Origin of the sequence: Sediminibacterium sp., from assembly GCF_030695065.1 — a bacterium.
GTDB lineage: Bacteria > Bacteroidota > Bacteroidia > Chitinophagales > Chitinophagaceae > Sediminibacterium.
In genome coordinates this window covers 147,532-165,065 of sequence record NZ_JAUYTR010000021.1, presented here as the reverse complement: position 1 = coordinate 165,065, position 17,534 = coordinate 147,532, and the positions used below count along the sequence as shown (strand labels likewise).

Genomic DNA, 17,534 nt, shown 5'->3' with positions numbered 1-17,534 from the left:
TTATTCATTGGCCAATCCCATTGCTTCCCTTTTCATTTTATAAGCAGTTTCTTTGCCAACGTAATTCTCTATTTTTTTCTCAATAAAATAAATCAATGGGGTCAATAAAATTGCCATAGTAAACTTATACATATAATTCACTACCCCTATTGCCAAGACCAATTGCCAGCTCCAACCATTTCCAATTTTAAAAGCAATAAATAAAACCACAAAACTGTCTACCATTTGAGAAACCAAAGTTGACCCTGTAGCCCTTAACCAAACCCATTTTTCTCCTGTGGCTTTTTTGATTTTATGGAAAACAGTCACATCTACTATTTGACTTACTAAGAAGGCCGTTAAACTTCCTACTATAATCCACATACCCTGACCAAAAATGCCACCAAAAGCCAACTGCATATTGGGTATCCCTTTGTCTAATCCAGATCCTACCCAAAAATCGGCGGGTGGAATTTCCATAGCAGCATAAAACATAATAAAGGCATATAATATTAATACTACTGCAGTATAGCTAATTCGTTTTACCGACTTGGGGCCATAATATTCATTTACGATATCGGTGATTACAAATTCCAGCGGCCATAAAAGCACCCCACAAGTAAGATTAAATGCCAACCCAGATTGGCCGAAAAGGCTAAAGTTGAAGGGTTCAATACCCAATAACTTTTCGAGAGAAAAAATTTTACCGCCTATACATTCCGCAATTAAAGCATTTGCTACGAAGAAGGCGGTTATACCCAAGAAAAGTTTAGTTGGGCGATCATTTAATATTTTACTTATCACTAAGGGAGTATTATAAATACAATAAATTGGATAATCAATAATACCATATTAGTCACTGCTATCCACAGTGGCAAACGTATAGTTGATTTACTGACTAACACCAATCCATACCAAATGTTCGCAATCAAATTCTGTATAGGGGCTACAATCCAACCCAATAATACAACCATAGCACTAAGGTCTTTATTGGGTATAAAATCATAGGTTCTTTGCACGATTAAACATAAAATAAATAGCATATTACAGATAAAAGCCATTCTTGTGGCAAATAAAAGTGGTCTCATACCATAAAGTTATTAGGTTTGCTGCATATTTTAAATTCTATGAACAGGATCAATTGGAAAGCCTTAATGCCACACGCACTTGCAGTGGTGATTTTCTTATTAGTTGCCCTTATTTATTGTAAGCCAGCATTGGAAGGAAAAGTATTGCAGCAACACGATGTAACCCAATGGAAAGGGATGGCTCAAAATTCATTTCAGGCAAAAGAGCGCACTGGTCATTTCCCTCTTTGGACCAATGGTATGTTTGGAGGAATGCCCGCTTATCAAATAACTGGCATAAGTGAAAACCCCGTTTCTGTAGGGTATTTAGGCGATATCATTTTATTAGGTTTGCCCAAACCCGTTGGTGTTTTCTTTTTGGCTTGTTTGTGTTTTTACTTCTTAACGCAAGTGTTAAGTATCAATGCATATATAGGCATTTTTAGCGCATTGGCATACACTTATGCAACTTATAATCCAATAATACTTGCAGCGGGGCATGACACTAAAATGAATGCCATTGCCTATTTGCCAGCAGTAATTGGATCATTGATTTTGATTTACAATAAAAGATATATTGCGGGCACGGCTTTGACGGCACTATTTACTGCACTCCTACTAGGCGCAAACCATTTACAAATTACTTACTATGGGTTTTTGATCATATTATTTATGAGTGTTGCTTTTGCAGTTACCTGTATTAAAGCAAAAGACTGGAAGCATTTAGGTAAATCAGCAGGGTTAGCAATTATGGCTGCAGTATTAGGAATCTTGGTGAATGCAGTTACACTGTTTACCACTTATGAATATGCAAAAAAAACAATTAGAGGGGGAAGTGTATTAGCAGACAGTACAACCAATGTAACCAAGACTGGTCTTAGCAAAGATTATGCATTAAGCTATAGTGTTTATAAAACAGAACCATTGGTGATGATGTTCCCCCGATTTTATGGAGGTAGCAGTAACCAACTAGAAGTGGCACAAGAAAAGTCTCAAGCCGTTGCAGCATTGCAACAAATGCCACAAGAGTTGGCCCAGCAAATACAAGGGTATATCCAATTTTATTGGGGGGGGATTGATGGTGTTGGTACATCTGGCCCTCCTTATGCAGGCGCAATTATTTGCTTTTTAGCATTGATTGGATTTGTGATCGTAGATAAAAAATATACTTATTGGATGGGGGCTGCCATTGTATTCACCTTGATGCTGAGTTGGGGCAAATATTTAGAGGGATTCAATATTGCCATGCTCAAATACTTACCTGTTTACGATAAGTTTAGAGCTCCAAGTATGATTTTGGTTGTTCCCACTTTCTTGCTTTGTATGTTGGCCGCATTGTCTCTAAATACCATTATTACCGAAGAAAACAAAACCTTGCTTTGGGAAAAATATAAGAAAGGATTAATGGCAGTTGCTGCTGTTTTTGGAATTGCCTTATTGGTTTATTTAACTGCAGACTTTAGTAATTCAGGCGATAAAATGTTAATGGATCAAATTAGCAAAATACCCGATGCTACGCAGCGTGCTCAAATTGAAGCCCCAGTGAAATCGTTTGTTGATGGGTTAAGAGAAGATAGAAAAAGTTTGGTGTTGGGAGACTTATTAAGAACCCTATTATTCTGTGCAGTGGCTGGAGCTGCGGTGTTTGCCGCCATCAAACAAAAAATTAATCCAATCATCGTCACAGCTATCATAGGCATATTTGCAATGATTGATGTATTTGGGATTAATAGCAAATACCTGAATGCTGATAATTACCAAGATGCTGCAGAATATGAGAATAATTTTGCCCCATCTGCAGCTGACCAGCAGATATTAAAAGATACCGGCTATTATAGGGTATTAAACTTAACCCAAGGAGTTTCTGCTGCATTTAATGGTGGTGCACTTACTGCATATTTTCATAAATCGGTGGGTGGATACCACCCAGCAAAATTGAGCATCTACCAAGATTTAATAGAAAATCAATTTTTTAAGTTTCCCAATTGTATGCCTGCTTTGAATATGCTGAATACCAAATACCTGATCATGCCTGATCCACAAACTGGTCAAGCAACCGTTCAGCAAAACCCCAATGCGCTGGGTGCAGCATGGTTGGTAAAATCGGTTGAATTTAAGGAAGGACCTGCCGCTATTATGAAATCAATTAGCGATTTTAATCCTTCAGAAACCGCTTTATTAGATCAAAAAGACAAAACTAGAATTGGTGCCATTAAATATGATAGTACAGCAAGTATTCAATTATTAAAGAACGAAAATGACGCTGCAACTTATCAGTATAAATCTAGTGCCAATCAGTTTGCGGTTTTTAGTGAAGTATTTTATGATGCTGGATGGAAAGCATTTATTGATGGAAAAGAATCTGCCATTTTGCAAACCAACTATGTATTAAGAGGAATGGAAATTCCTGCTGGTGAACATACCATCGAATTCAAGTTTGAACCTACTTCTTATGCAATAGGTTCTAAAGCAGCAGTAGGATCATCTGTTATTATCTGGTTACTATTATTAGGGGCAATTATCACCGGTTTCAAAAAAACGAAATCAGCATAATGCTCCCTAAAAAGCCCAGCGTGCTGGGAATAGTTTCATTTAAAGTGTTCCCCGCTTTAATGGGTGGACAAAAATATATTGTTGACTATTACAAGGAACTAGCCAAACAAACAAAAGTTGTTTTAGCTGTTTCAAAAGATAACAAGGAAGCCGTTTTATCTGAAAAGGAGTTGAACGTGCTTCCTTTCTTATTTAATCATTGGTATGGATTTCTGAACCTATTTTATTGTTTTAAATTGGTTCAAATAATCAAAAAAGAAAAAATAGATATCATCATAATAGATCACAGCTATTATGGCTGGCTGGGTATTTTACTCCGTTTCTTAACGGGTAGAAAATTAATCATTAAATCTGCCAATTTAGAGGCATTCCGTTTTAGAGATATGGGTAGATGGGGATGGCAATTATATGAAGTGTATGAAAAATGGGTACTTCAACATGCAGATCGTAATTTTTTTATTTCCGACGAAGAACGACTATATGCCATTGAACATTGGAAAGTTAATGCAACCATTTCTTATACTATACCGTATGGAACTTTTATAGAAGAACCATATAGTCAATTTGAAAAAAATGAAAGCAGGAATTCTATTTTGAACAACCATTCACTTTCAGTTGAAACGAAGCTGTTTTTATTTAATGGAACCCTAGATTATATACCCAATGAAGATGCGCTTTATATCATTTTAAATGAACTAGTTCCAAGGCTTAATCAAGCTAGGTTAAATTATCGAATCATAATTTGTGGAGTGCAAATTAAACCCAATTGGGAAGCACAGCTATTAGCTTGCCCCACTATTATATTTAAAGGCTTTGTGGAACATATTGAATTGTACAATCAAGGTGCCCACTGCTTTATTTGCCCCATTACTTTAGGTACTGGTGTTAAAACCAAAATTACAGATGCAGTTGCTGGTGGATTAATTGTAATAGCATGCAAAAAAAGTTGCGATGGCTTCAATCAAAATATGCTAAACAATCAACTAATTGTAGTAGAAGACTACAATTGGGATGAATTTGCAAGGGCCATGATTCAATTACCCATCATTGAAATGCATGAAACCCCAAAAGCCTTTTATAAAGCATTTAACTGGGCTTATATAGTTCGAGAATCCATTTTATATTTGCCTAAATGAACCAATGCAAACTAGAAATATCGGTAGTAATCTGTACTTATAATAGAGCCGTCTATTTACCAGCTGCATTAGAAAGTTTATATAATCAGCAAATCAATAAAGATTGCTATGAAGTAATAGTCGTTAATAACAACTCCACAGATAATACTGAAAGCGTTTGTAACAATTTTATAGCTTCGCATACAAATGCCCATTTCATTTATTTAAATGAGCCCAAACAAGGGGCTTCTTTTGCAAGAAATACAGGGGCTGCTATTGCTCAATCTCCCCTACTCTGTTTTATGGATGATGACGCAATTGCACATCCGAATTACTTATCATTAATTATTGATTTTTTTAAAACGCATGCAGATGCAGGAGGATTGGGTGGAAGAATTATTCCCAAGTATATCCCCTCTGAGCCAGTTTGGATGAGCCATTTTGTTTCTTCGTTAGTTGGAAACTTTAACTACAGTAAGGAGATATGTGTCTTTAGCCCAAATAAGTATCCTTTAGAATCGAATATGATTATTAAAAGGGATGATTTTAATTTGGTGAATGGATTTAATACAGCATTACCTGGGGTTAAGGGCACATTAAGAATTGGTGGTGAGGGCAAAGAGTTTTTCTTAAAACTTAAAGCATTGGGGAAAATCATTTATTACCACCCTGAGATTATTGTAGACCACGTAGTTGAAACCCATAAGTTAACTCCTGAATACATGTATCGAGTTGCAAGCGGAATTGGTAGAGGCGAAAAAGTGAGAACACAAACAATCAGCCAAACCACGTACTACTTTAAAATTCTAGAATACCTCTTTAAATTTGGGGCATCAATAATATTAGCATTGGGCTATTTATTTCAAGGATATCCTACTAAAATGAAACCTATTATTCAATTTAGAATAGATGCACTAAAAGGATTACTAGGTTATTGATTTTTAAAAATCGCCCACACAAAACTAACTAGGTTTAAGCATTCTTTTAAAATGCTTACTAAAGTAAAGCACTTGGTAATCAATTGCATTTGACCAGTATTTCCAATCATGGTTTCCTGGTCGCTCTGTGTATTCATGCGCAATATTCAGCTTTTGCATTTTTTCATGAACGGCTCTATTCATTGGCAAAACACGATCTTCAACCCCACAGTCTATTATAATTGACAAAGAATCTGTTGGCTTTTGTTCAATGGCATTTAAAACACTCCAATCATTCCAATATTTTCGATTTATTGCTGTATCACCCAATATTTTTTCTACCCCGTAGCCTTGCCTAATAACGGTAACATGTAATGCGCCACTCATACTTCCCGCACCACTAAAAGTACCAGAATGTCTAAAGCCTAAAAATAAAGAACCATGCCCACCCATACTCAATCCTGTTATAACCCTGCCATTTCTATTAGCAATGGTTTTATATTGTTGGTCAATATAAGCAGGCAATTCCTTTGCTACGAATGTTTCATATTGAATAGAACTGTCAATTGGGCTATCAAAATACCAACTGGTAACAGCACCATCTGGGCAAACAATAATCACTTTATTTTCATCAGCTAATTGTTGAATATGTGGTACCCGAGTAATCCAATTGCGATAACTACCACCAGCCCCATGCAATAAATAAATTACTGGAAATGATTGCTTAGCAGATTGATACCCTTCAGGTAAAACAATAACAGTTGGAATTTTTTTCTTCATAGAAGCACTTGGAACAGCCAAAGTATCTGTTTGTGCGCCAAATGAAAGCCCACTGTAAATTAATCCTACCAATACCAGCGACCAAGATTTCATAGTTTGCTATTTTTCATTAAAAAATTTACTGAAATACAAAAGGTGTCCATCTATACTACTTCCCCAGTAAGCCGAACTATGTGCACCTGGCCTTTCTGTGTAGTCATGTGGAATTTTTTTCTGTAACAATTTTTGGTGCAAAGCCCTATTCACATTTAGAAAAAAATCTCCATATCCACAATCAAAAATGAGCTGTAAATCACCAGGTTTAAGATTGTCTGCTATATTAATTACTGTATTAGCTTCCCAATTGGATGGTTGTTCAGCAATTTCTCCTAACAACTGATTGAGTTCCCAGTTTTTAGGAAAGGGACGAATATCAACACCTCCGCATATACTACCTGCTGCGCCAAACACTCCTTTATTTCTTAAAGACAAATAAAAAGCACCATGTCCACCCATACTCAATCCAGTGATGGCTCTTTTTAAATTAGTAGCATAAGCTGAATCAATATATGGCACCAATTCATTAATCATAAAGGTTTCATATTGCACAGCTGGATTGATTGGGCTATTCATGTACCAGCTATTTCTACTGCCATCTGGCATAACCAATAATATATTCAACTGATTGGCCTTGGCTTCCAGTTGAGGCGCAGACTGTAACCAAGAGCGATGATTGCCAGCATGTCCATGCAATAGGTATACAACAGGTAGCTTTTGATTCTTTACTATATTATCAGGCTGAATAACCGCCACTTTAATTTGCTTATTCATGCTTTTGCTATATACAGATATCGTATCTGTTTTTGCAAAAAGCACCATACAAAAGAATCCCATTAGAAAACTCAAAAAAACTTTCTTCCTCATTTATTGTCCTTTTTGCATTGTGTGTTGCATGGGATTAACTCCAGATGACTGACCTCTGCCTCTACCCGCTCCTGCTTTGAAAATACTAAATTTAGAAGGCTCAGCTACTGCACCATTAGGCCACTTGTTATTTGACTCATTAATATCTGCTGTTTCCTTTAATGGATCTAATTGAATCGAAACCGCTTTTTTGTTAGTCATGAATAATTTAGTGACTTTATTTTCATTCTTTCTCCAAACCTGAGCAGGTATTTTCTCCATTTCTTTTGTTCCATCTTCAAAAGTGAATTCTACAATCAATGGCATAACCAATCCACCTTTATTGGCAAAAGTAATTTCATACAAGTTGGTATTTTGGTACTTGGCTAATTCTTCAGAAGTTAATGCAGCAGGGGGCGTATTTGCTTGAACCTGAAACTTAAATGAAGAATCATAAGCTTCCAATCCTCTTGTGTACCTCCAATAAAAATCTCTTAAACTGGTATCTACATCTGTTTGGAAAACAATGCTCTTATCATTTCTGTTTCTTTGTTTAGCAATATCATCAAAAGCTGCAGCACCACTAAATAATGGCTTATCTAAACCACGCGTCATTGTATTAGAAGCTCTTGGGGCGTCTGTACTAGGCGCACTATTAACCACCGCATGCTTTACGTTTTCAATGGCAATATCACAAGGCTCTATACTGTAAAACCATCCTCTCCAAAACCAATCTAAATCTTCTGCACTGGCGTCTTCCATTGTTCTAAACAAATCTGCAGGAGTTGGATGTTTAAAAGCCCATCGTCTTGCATACTCTTTAAATGCATAATCAAATAGTTCGCGCCCCATGATGGTTTCACGCAAAATATTCAATCCAGTTGCAGGCTTGGCATACGCATTAGGACCAAATTGAATGATATTATCACTATTGGTCATAATTGGTTCAAGCTGGTCTTTAGGCAAGCGCATGTAATCGGTAATTAATCTGGCAGGACCTCTTCTAGTAGGGTATTTATTATCCCATAATTCTTCTGTTAAGAATTGAACAAATGTATTTAAGCCTTCGTCCATCCAGCTCCACTGACGCTCATCACTGTTCACAATCATGGGGAAGAAATTATGACCTACTTCATGAATAATTACTCCAATCATACCATACTTGGTTGCTTCTGCATAAGAGCCATCTTTATTGGTTCTTCCGTTGTTGAAACAAATCATCGGATACTCCATTCCATTAGACGCTTCAATACTTTGTGCAACTGGATATGGATAAGGGATAGAGAATTTAGAATAGGTTTTAATAGTATGTGCTACCGCTTTGGTAGAAAACTTACGATACAATCCATACGCTTCTTTTGGATAGCCGCTCATGCACATTACTTTCTTTCCTTCAATATAAACTGGCATTGCATCCCATATATATCTTCTACTAGAAGTCCATGCAAAATCTCTTACATTCTCTGCTTTATACACCCATGTTTTAGTGCTTGTTGCTTTTCCTTCAGCTCGCTTATTAGCTTCTTCTAATGTAGCAATTTCAATAGGTTCTTTTGCTGTTTGTGCCTGATTCCAGCGAGTCATTTGTGCTGGACTTAATACCTGACTATAATTTTGACAAACTCCTGTACTTAATACAATATGATCGGATGGAACCGTTAATGTAACATCATAGTTGCCAAATGTGAGCGCAAATTCTCCCCTTCCAGAAAACTGTTGATTCTGCCAGCCCTGAAAATCACTGTACACACATAAACGCGGGAACCACTGAGCCATCGTAAACAAATGATTCCCATCTTCTAACATTTCGTATCCACCCCTGCCCGCAAAAGTCATTCTATCTGCAATTTTATAGCTCCATGCTACATTGAAAATAAATTTTTGGCCAGGCTTTAATGGTGCTGGCAAATCTATGCGCATCATGGTTTTATTGATGATATACTTTAAAGGCTTACCCATTGCATCTGTTAACTTGGCAATTTTATGGCCATAGCCATTATCCGATTTTGCAGCGGCTAACTTTTCTAGTTGATTGGTTGCAACCGCATTCTCAAGGGTTGTTGCATCTTGGTAATTGGCATTGTTAACGGTACTATGCTGGTTCTCGTCTAACTGCAACCATATATAAGTTAATACATCAGGTGCATTATTATAATAAGTGATGGTTTCTGTTCCTTTTAGTTCTAGTTTGGCTTCATCCAATACTGCTTTAATTACATAATCGGCTCTTTGTTGCCAGTATTTTGGGCCGGGGGCGCCACTTGCTGTTCTGTATTCATTGGGCGTAGGTAGAATAGTACCTAGCTGTTCAAACTTATTCCCGTGATTAGAAGTTGGATTGTTCATGATATTTTGCGCATGGGCAACCAAGCCTATCACTAAAGCATAAAGGAGGAAAACAATTTTTTTCATAAAAGTATATTTAGTCAGCATCTTAAGGATGGCTAAAATACAAAATGCCACCCGTATTTAAACAGGTGGCATTCATATATATATTTATTCAATTACTGATTGGCTTTCTGCATAGCGTTCTGCATTGGATTCACTCCAAATGATGCGCCACGCGCTCTACCAGCAGCACCCTTGAACAAGCTGAATTTGCTTGGTTCTGGTGCTAGACCGTTTTTAGGCCAGCTATTGTTTCCTTCATTAATATCTGCTGTTTCTCTCATTGGATCTACTTTTATTGACTTGGCTTTTTTAGTAGTCATAAAGAGCTTGGTTACTTTTTGTTCATTCTTTCTCCAAATTTGTGCAGGTATTCTTTCTGTTTCAGTGGTTCCGTCTTCAAAAGTAAACTCTACAATAATCGGCATCACCAATCCCCCCTTATTAGAGAAAGTAACTTCATATAAGTTTACATTCTTGTATTTGCTTTTCTCTTCTTCTGTTAAAGCAGTTGGTGCAACATTAGCAGGGAAAGAAAACTTAACGGTTGAATCGTAAGGCTCTATTCCACGAGTATATCTCCAATAAAAATCTCTTAAACTGGTATCTACATCTGTTTGGAAAACAATGCGCTTATCGTTTCTATTTCTTTGTTTAGAAATATCATCAAACGCTGCAGCACCGCTAAATAGTGGCTTTGCTAATGACATGGTTTGCGTAGGAGCTAGAGGTGCTGTAGGAACTGCATTAGGATTCATTACTGCATGTTTAACTGTATCAATGGCAATATCTACTGGGTCAATACCATAGAACCATCCTCTCCAGAACCAATCCAAATCTTCTGCACTTGCATCTTCCATAGTACGGAACAGGTCTGCAGGGGTTGGATGTTTAAATGCCCATCTTCTAGCATATTCTTTAAAAGCATAGTCAAATAACTCGCGGCCCATGATGGTTTCACGAAGTATATTTAAGCCTGTTGCCGGCTTGGTATAAGCATTGGGTCCAAAGAGTACAATGTTTTCACTATTGGTCATAATTGGCTCTAATTGCTCTTTTGGCAAACGCATATAACCTGCAATTCCCCAAGCTGGACCTCCTCTAGAAGGATATTTATTGTCGAACAATTCTTCGGTTAAGTATTGAACAAAGCTATTGATACCCTCGTCCATCCAACTCCACTGACGCTCGTCGCTATTCACAATCATAGGGAAGAAATTATGCCCAACTTCGTGAACAATTACACCAATCATTCCCACTTTGGTTTGCTCGCTGTAAGAACCATCTTTGTTGGTTCTACCATTATTGAAACAAATCATTGGGTATTCCATACCATTTGAAGCTTCAATACTTTGAGCCACTGGATAAGGATAAGGAATAGAAAACTTAGAATAAGATTTAATAGTATGTGCTACTACCTTAGTTGAATATTTTCTATACAAGCCATACGCCTCTTTTGGATAGCCACTCATACACATAATCTTCTTGCCTTCAACATAAACTGGCATTGCATCCCAGATATACCTGCGGCTGGTTGTCCATGCAAAATCACGTACATTTTCTGCTTTGTATACCCAAGTTTTTTTCTGGGTGCTCTTAGTGTTTTCTTTGCTATTGGCTTCAGCTAATGTAGCAATTTCAACAGGCTCTTTTGCAGTTTGTGCTTGATTCCATCTAGCCATTTGAGCTGGTGTTAAAACTTGCGCATAGTTTTGACAAACTCCTGTGCTTAATACAATATGGTCGGCAGGAACAGTAAGGGTTACATCGTAATTACCAAAAGCCAAAGCAAATTCTCCTCTGCCAGTAAACTGTTGGTTTTGCCATCCTTGGAAATCGCTGTAAACACATAAACGTGGGAACCACTGTGCCATGGTGAATAGATTGTTTCCATCTTCTAGGGTTTCATATCCACCTCTACCACCAACAGTCATACGATTGGTTACTTTATAACTCCATGCTACATTGAATACGAATTTTTGGCCAGGCTTTAATGGACTTGGCAAATCAATACGCATCATGGTGCGGTTAATGGTATATTTTAAAGCTTTACCAGCAGCATCAGTTAACGAAGAAATGATATGTCCATTTCCATTATCTGTTTTTGCAGCAGCCATATTATCTAACGCAGCTGTGGTTAATTGGCGAGGCATAGATGATGCGTCTTGGTAGTTTGCATTGTTTTTGCTGCTGTGCTCATTCTCATCTAATTGCAACCACAAATAAGTTAACACATCAGGAGAATTATTAAAATAAGTAACAGTTTCTGTTCCCTTTAATTTAAGATTGGCTTCATCTAACTCTGCTTTAATTACATAGTCAGCTCTTTGCTGCCAATACTTAGGACCTGGGGCGCCACTTGCAGTTCTGTATTCATTTGGCGTAGGTAAAATGGTACCTAGTTGCTCAAACTTGTTACCGTGATTGGAACTGGGATTGTTCATGATGTTTTGCGCCTGACTGCTTAAAGCAAAGACAGATGCAACTAAAAACACCGCAATTTTCTTCATAATTAGAGTTGATTTATAAAAATGGATTTCTTTCTAAAGCCATTTGAAGGGCAATGGCAAAAATACCCCCTGAAATGTACAGAATGTATTCTCTTCTATTAACTTTAAAAAGGTTAACGAATATAAGTGAAATAAACAGAATGGATAGCACAATCAAGATTTGCCCAGCTTCTAACCCAAGATTAAACGCCAACAATTCTGGAACAATATTTTCTCCCTTACCTAACATGCTTTTGAAGTAATTGCTAAAGCCCAATCCATGAATTAGTCCAAAGAAAAGGGCAAAAAAGTAAATAATGGGGAATTTGGCCTTGAAAGCAAACTTTTTAACAAAGACATTACTGATGGCAGTGACTAACATGGTGATTGGAATTAAGAACTCTATCCAATCTGTAGAATAATTTAAAATATTAAAAACACTCAAAGCGAGGGTAATGGAATGACCAATGGTAAATGCAGTAACCAACCATAACAGTTTTTTCCAATCGGCAAACTGATAGCGAATACATAAAGCCGCAACAAATAGAATATGATCAATTCCTTTTAAGTCAGCAATATGCTTGTAACCTATTTCAAAAAAAAGGCCAAAATCATTCATTGGAGCAATTTAAATTAAAACCGACATTTGCGGTAATTAAATTGTTCTAATGGCAACTATATTCGCTCAATGGTTAATAAGCGCAAGTTTAGCAATCTTGCACCCTTTTTTTGTTTCAATAATTGAAATTAATCACAATCCTACAGATGCAACCGCAGAAATTAGTGTTAGAATATTCACTGATGACTTGGAAAAAACACTTCAAAAACAAAGTACAGGAACCATTGATATCATCAAACCAACAAACAAAGCACTAATTGACCAAAAAATCAGTCAATATATTAATAAAAATCTTCAATTAAAAGTTAATGGGAAGCCTGTTAAGTTCAATTATATAGGATACGAAATTATAAAGGAAAGTACTTGGTCTTATTTTGAAGTAACGGATATTAAAGAAATGAATACAGTAGACATCAACTGCTCCATATTACACGATTTTGAAACCAGCCAAATCAATTTATTTCATGTGAAGAGTAAAGGGAATCAAAAAAGCTACAAATTAGATTATCCCAATAAATTGACCAGTTTTAGTTTTTAGTCTTCGCTGGCTAATGCTTCTGTAGTAGTAACCAATACTTTGTCTATTCGATGGTTATCCATATCTATAATCTCAAAAGTGAAAGATTCCCATTCTAAAGTTTCTCCTGTTTTGGGTATTCTTTCTAGATGGTGTATAATAAAGCCAGCAAGGGTATTAAAGTCTTGCTCCCATTTTTCCATCCATTCTGTTTTATCAAATTTGCTCAAGAAATCGTAAAATGGAATCTGCGCATCTATTAAATAAGAACCATCCGCTCGCTCTATAATTTCATAGTCTTCATCTTCCTCTTGAGGAATATCGCCCACTATCGCTTCCAAAATATCATTCAAGGTCATTAATCCTTGTACGCTTCCATATTCGTCTACAATAAAACATTGGTGTATTTTGGTCTGCTTAAATTTCTCTAATACCTGATAGGCAGAATTGTTTTCTGGTACGTACATTGCCGCACGCATGATAGAGAAAATGGTTGCATTTTCATCTGCAGTAAATAAGTCTTTTATAGAAACAACTCCTTTAATATGATCAATATCTTCCTCACAAACTGGATATACTGAGTGAATCATATCTTGCAATTGAGCCCTTACCTCTCCCACTTTCTTTTCCCCATCTAACCATTCAATATCACTTCTATGTGTCATTAAAGAAGTGATATTACGATCACTTAAATGAAATACCCTTTCTATAATTTCTTGCTCCGCTTCTTCAATGGTCCCTTGCTCGGTTCCTTCACTTATGATTGCTTTAATTTCTTCTTCGGTAACTTGATTATCGTTGGCTTTAATCCTTAGCAGTTTCACTATTAAATGTGAAGACTTAGACAATAACCAAATAAAAGGAAAAGTAACCCAACCTGCAACACGCATTGGTCCTGCCACCGATTTTGCAATCCCTTCTGGATTACTTAATCCAATACGCTTAGGCACCAATTCGCCTAATACCAGTGATAAATAAGTAACAATAATTACAATGATAGTAGTAGAAATAGTAGTACTGTACTCAGCCAAGCCGCTAAAACCAGCTAGCCAAGCAGCCAGCGGTTCCTTGAATTTATCGCCAGAAAAAATACCTGTTAAAACCCCAATTAATGTAATGCCTATTTGAACCGTTGACAAGAAAGTATCCGGATGATTGGCTAATTTAAGTGCTTTAGCCGCATCCTCATCTCCTTTTGCTGCTTGCGCTTCTAAACGTGCTTTTCTAGCAGACACCAAGGCAATTTCAGCCATGGAAAAAAGCCCATTGACAATAATTAGAAAAAGTATCAGAAAAAATTCCATCATTTTGGTAAAAATAAGTAAAAATAAGCAGCTAGGGCTTGCCATCTAAATCTAAAATAACATATCGGGGGGTCTCTGCTTGCCTAGTTGTTGGATTTAGAAAAGGCAATGTTAATAGAGAAACTGCAAACTGATTTCCTTCATGCACTATGGTTGTTGAAGGAAAAAGGGTTTTAAATACTGCAATACTGTCTTTACTGGTAAGTACTTTTTCATTTAGCCTAAACAATTCTTTATTGGATTTATAAGGGAATATATGTTTTGCGTAAAAGTGAAGGGCATTGCTATTGTGAATTCCGTACAAACTAATTTCAGCAGGATTCAGCTTCTTAAATTTTATGGTTTTTGCGGCATCATTACCCATTTGGTATTGTAATAAATGGGGATAAAAAGAAGTGCTCAGAAAAAAATTCACTCCAATACTCGTAATTAGTGCAATAAATAGCTGTGTGGGGATTGGAGCCGTTTTTTTAGCAGCAACCCAAATAAATAGGCCAAACCCAACGATTGCCAAAATTGGAAATACTACCGGCACTTCAACAAAAACTAAACCAGTTATTGCAATGATGGCCACCCATAGAAAGCCCATAACAAATAGATGAAAATAGTACAATGGCTTTTCCCATTTCACCCCTTTTCTTAAGTAAAACAAATCATATAAAAATTTTGCTGTAATTATCGCAGCCAGTGGGTATACTACAAATATATAGTGAGGTAGTTGCGCTTGGCTTCTTGCTAATATTAAATAAGTTAGTAAGAACCCTCCAGTAGTTATAAATTCATGCTCGTTAGAAATACGCAACTTTTGCTTAAGCAATTCTTTAAGTGTCAAAAACAATGCAGGCAAAAAGAAAAAAATCCAAGGCAAAAAACTCCAAAACATATTTTCTAACAAGAAAGTGAAATGGCTCATTTCATGATAGAAATTTTCACCTGTATACCTCCCAAAACTTTGTGTCCAAAAATAAAAGCGAAGTCCTGATTCTATTGGTCTGCCATTAATCAATTTTCCAGGCTGCAAATCATATTGTTGGTAGAGCCCCATACACATGGGCAATAAAATGATGGCAATAATTAAAATGCCAACTAAATACTCCCATCTATAAAACTGTTTCCAATTCCTTTGCAATAAAAAATGACTCGCAAAAGCTAGTCCCGGAACCATCAATGCAATGGGCCCCTTGGTCATCATTCCACATCCAATAAAAATAAATGCTAAAATAAAATTACTCCAGCGCTGTTGTTGAAACCATTTAGACAATTGCCAAATAGAAAGCATTACCCACCCCATGAGCATGGTATCGGTTCTTACATCGTGACTTATTAAAAAAACTGCTTGAGATGAGGCCAATACCATGGCACTCAATTTACCAATGGATGAGCCATAATGCATTTTAGCAAACTGATAAGTTGCATAAATGCCTGCTAATAATACTAATAAAGAAGGAAGCCTGTATGCCCAATCATAAACACCTAATAATTGCATACTAAATGCAGATAACCAAAACAACAAGGGTGGTTTATCTAAGTAATCTTGCCCCTGATCAAAAATTTGCAAAAAACTATTCCGCTCTATCATTTCTCTACTAATAGAAGCATATTGGGAGGCATCAATATCCATTAATGGAATATTGAACATTCCAAGTATGTAAACAGTAATACAACTTCCAATAACTGTATAAAAAAACTTATTGGATACCATGGCTCAAATTATTTTGTATGTCTGCTGAAGTTATTATACCAGCAGTCTTGTTGTGAAAATAGGCAGTTACAAATCCTATGAATGCACCTAACAAAGCGCCAAAAAAAATATCCAATGGGTAATGAACCCCAACATACACTTGACCATAAGCAATTGCAGCAGCCCAAATTAAAAAAGCATACTTCCACTTCCCAATTATATTACTTAATGTGAACATAATATAAATAGCAAACCCAAAATGATTGGTAGCATGAGAAGAGGTAAAACTATATCCACCCGAACAAGCATTTAATAATAGTCGAATTTGATTCATCAAATAGGGATCTCTACAAGGTCTAGGCCTTTCAAAAAAAGGCTTTATTAAACTACTACTTATTTGATCGGTTAACACAACTGTAAGTACAGCAAATAAAATAAAGGCAAAAGCTTTTTGTTTAAAATTCACTAAGGCCAATACAATAATGAATAAATACAAAGGCATCCAAGTATTGCCTTCTCTAAACCATGGATAAACAGCATCTAAAAAGGGATGCGTGTATACAGTATTTAATAATAAAAATAATTCTTGATCTGCCTTGATAAGCCAATCAAGCAAACCAGATAAGACCGTTAATAGTGGAATCATACTGCAAAATAAGAAGATTATAATGTTTAAGCTTTTTTATAAGTATGACTGCAATCATAAACATTGGATTTTGCCTTTTCTAGCTTTACACAAAACTTACAGTTATGAATAAAAAACCGATCGTATTTGTACTTATGACAGCCCTATGTTGGGCTATTATAGCTTGTGGTGGCGGAGGTCAAAAAGCAGCATCTACAGAAGCAGCTTCAGATGTAAATGCTGCAACAAATGCCTCTCCTTCAGACTATGATCCTAAACGCGGAGAAGGAAAATTTAATGAGTCCAATGTAATATTGGGGGCACTTGATAATACAATGGCTAGTAAAGGAGAAGCTATTTCTGCAACTAAGTGTACTTCTTGCCATAAACTAACCGAAGAAAGACTGGTTGGCCCGGGATGGAAAGGAGTAACCACAAGAAACACTCCCTATTGGATTTTAAACTTTATATCTAACCCCGATCCAATGATTGAAAAAGATCCTAAAATTCAAGCACAACTTGAATTGTGTTTGGTAAGAATGCCCAATCAAGGCTTAAGCGATACCGATGCAAGGGAAATTTTAGAATTTATGCGTAAAAATGACGGAACTAAATAAT

General features: G+C 36.4%; 15 protein-coding genes. 5 read left to right on the top strand and 10 right to left on the bottom strand.

Going from position 1 to position 17,534, the window contains the following annotated elements:
- Together Q8S25_RS10380 and Q8S25_RS10375 are read right to left on the bottom strand one after the other, a co-directional pair.
- Positions 1-783: a queuosine precursor transporter gene (locus Q8S25_RS10380; RefSeq protein WP_305537442.1), complete on the bottom strand. Its 783-nt coding sequence runs from the start codon at positions 781-783 to the stop codon at positions 1-3.
- Positions 783-1,067, bottom strand: coding sequence for a hypothetical protein (locus Q8S25_RS10375; protein ID WP_305537440.1), 285 nt, complete (start codon positions 1,065-1,067; stop codon positions 783-785). The genes Q8S25_RS10380 and Q8S25_RS10375 overlap by 1 nt, the downstream gene beginning before the upstream one ends.
- 39 nt (positions 1,068-1,106) lie before the next feature.
- Here Q8S25_RS10375 and Q8S25_RS10370 point away from each other — a divergent pair, with 39 nt between their 5' ends.
- Genes Q8S25_RS10370 through Q8S25_RS10360 form a run of 3 tightly spaced genes read left to right on the top strand, consistent with a single transcriptional unit; the run spans position 1,107 to position 5,652 of the window.
- Positions 1,107-3,599: a YfhO family protein gene (locus Q8S25_RS10370; protein ID WP_305537438.1), complete on the top strand. Its 2,493-nt coding sequence runs from the start codon at positions 1,107-1,109 to the stop codon at positions 3,597-3,599.
- Positions 3,600-3,619: 20 nt separating this feature from the next.
- On the top strand, positions 3,620-4,735 hold the full coding sequence (locus Q8S25_RS10365; RefSeq protein WP_305537436.1) for a glycosyltransferase: 1,116 nt from the start codon (positions 3,620-3,622) through the stop codon (positions 4,733-4,735).
- On the top strand, positions 4,732-5,652 hold the full coding sequence (locus Q8S25_RS10360) for a glycosyltransferase (RefSeq protein ID WP_305537434.1): 921 nt from the start codon (positions 4,732-4,734) through the stop codon (positions 5,650-5,652). The genes Q8S25_RS10365 and Q8S25_RS10360 overlap by 4 nt, the downstream gene beginning before the upstream one ends.
- Before the next feature lie 24 nt (positions 5,653-5,676).
- Here Q8S25_RS10360 and Q8S25_RS10355 read toward each other — a convergent pair whose 3' ends face one another.
- The 5 genes from Q8S25_RS10355 to Q8S25_RS10335 form a co-directional block, all read right to left on the bottom strand.
- The gene (locus Q8S25_RS10355) at positions 5,677-6,504 is read right to left on the bottom strand and encodes an alpha/beta hydrolase family protein (protein ID WP_305537432.1); all 828 of its coding nucleotides are present in this window, start codon (positions 6,502-6,504) and stop codon (positions 5,677-5,679) included.
- A gap of 6 nt (positions 6,505-6,510) precedes the next feature.
- Positions 6,511-7,314 carry an alpha/beta hydrolase family protein gene (locus Q8S25_RS10350; protein ID WP_305537430.1) on the bottom strand — a complete coding sequence of 268 codons (804 nt, stop codon included), beginning with the start codon at positions 7,312-7,314 and terminating at the stop codon, positions 6,511-6,513.
- On the bottom strand, positions 7,315-9,705 hold the full coding sequence (locus tag Q8S25_RS10345; protein WP_305537428.1) for a M1 family metallopeptidase: 2,391 nt from the start codon (positions 9,703-9,705) through the stop codon (positions 7,315-7,317). It abuts the gene before it with no gap.
- A gap of 92 nt (positions 9,706-9,797) precedes the next feature.
- Positions 9,798-12,191 carry a M1 family metallopeptidase gene (locus tag Q8S25_RS10340; RefSeq protein ID WP_305537426.1) on the bottom strand — a complete coding sequence of 798 codons (2,394 nt, stop codon included), beginning with the start codon at positions 12,189-12,191 and terminating at the stop codon, positions 9,798-9,800.
- A 13-nt stretch (positions 12,192-12,204) separates the two neighbouring features.
- Positions 12,205-12,789: a HupE/UreJ family protein gene (locus Q8S25_RS10335; protein ID WP_305537424.1), complete on the bottom strand. Its 585-nt coding sequence runs from the start codon at positions 12,787-12,789 to the stop codon at positions 12,205-12,207.
- A 49-nt stretch (positions 12,790-12,838) separates the two neighbouring features.
- Here Q8S25_RS10335 and Q8S25_RS10330 point away from each other — a divergent pair, with 49 nt between their 5' ends.
- Positions 12,839-13,327: a DUF6702 family protein gene (locus Q8S25_RS10330; RefSeq protein ID WP_305537422.1), complete on the top strand. Its 489-nt coding sequence runs from the start codon at positions 12,839-12,841 to the stop codon at positions 13,325-13,327.
- Here Q8S25_RS10330 and Q8S25_RS10325 read toward each other — a convergent pair.
- Genes Q8S25_RS10325 through Q8S25_RS10315 form a run of 3 tightly spaced genes read right to left on the bottom strand, consistent with a single transcriptional unit; the run spans position 13,324 to position 16,937 of the window.
- Positions 13,324-14,613 (bottom strand): hemolysin family protein, encoded by a 1,290-nt coding sequence (locus tag Q8S25_RS10325; RefSeq protein WP_305537420.1) that lies wholly within the window; start codon positions 14,611-14,613, stop codon positions 13,324-13,326. The two genes, Q8S25_RS10330 and Q8S25_RS10325, sit on opposite strands and share 4 nt — an antisense overlap.
- Positions 14,614-14,641: 28 nt before the next feature.
- A complete protein-coding gene (locus Q8S25_RS10320; protein ID WP_305537418.1) occupies positions 14,642-16,312 on the bottom strand; it encodes a glycosyltransferase family 39 protein in 1,671 nt (556 codons plus the stop codon).
- Entirely contained in the window at positions 16,299-16,937 is a 639-nt protein-coding gene (locus Q8S25_RS10315; protein WP_305537416.1) for a phosphatase PAP2 family protein, read from the bottom strand. Before Q8S25_RS10315 ends, Q8S25_RS10320 begins: the two co-directional genes overlap by 14 nt.
- 104 nt (positions 16,938-17,041) lie before the next feature.
- On the opposite strand from Q8S25_RS10315, the gene Q8S25_RS10310 reads away from it, so the two are divergent.
- Positions 17,042-17,533: a c-type cytochrome gene (locus Q8S25_RS10310; RefSeq protein ID WP_305537414.1), complete on the top strand. Its 492-nt coding sequence runs from the start codon at positions 17,042-17,044 to the stop codon at positions 17,531-17,533.
- The last annotated feature ends 1 nt before the right edge of the window (position 17,534 follow it).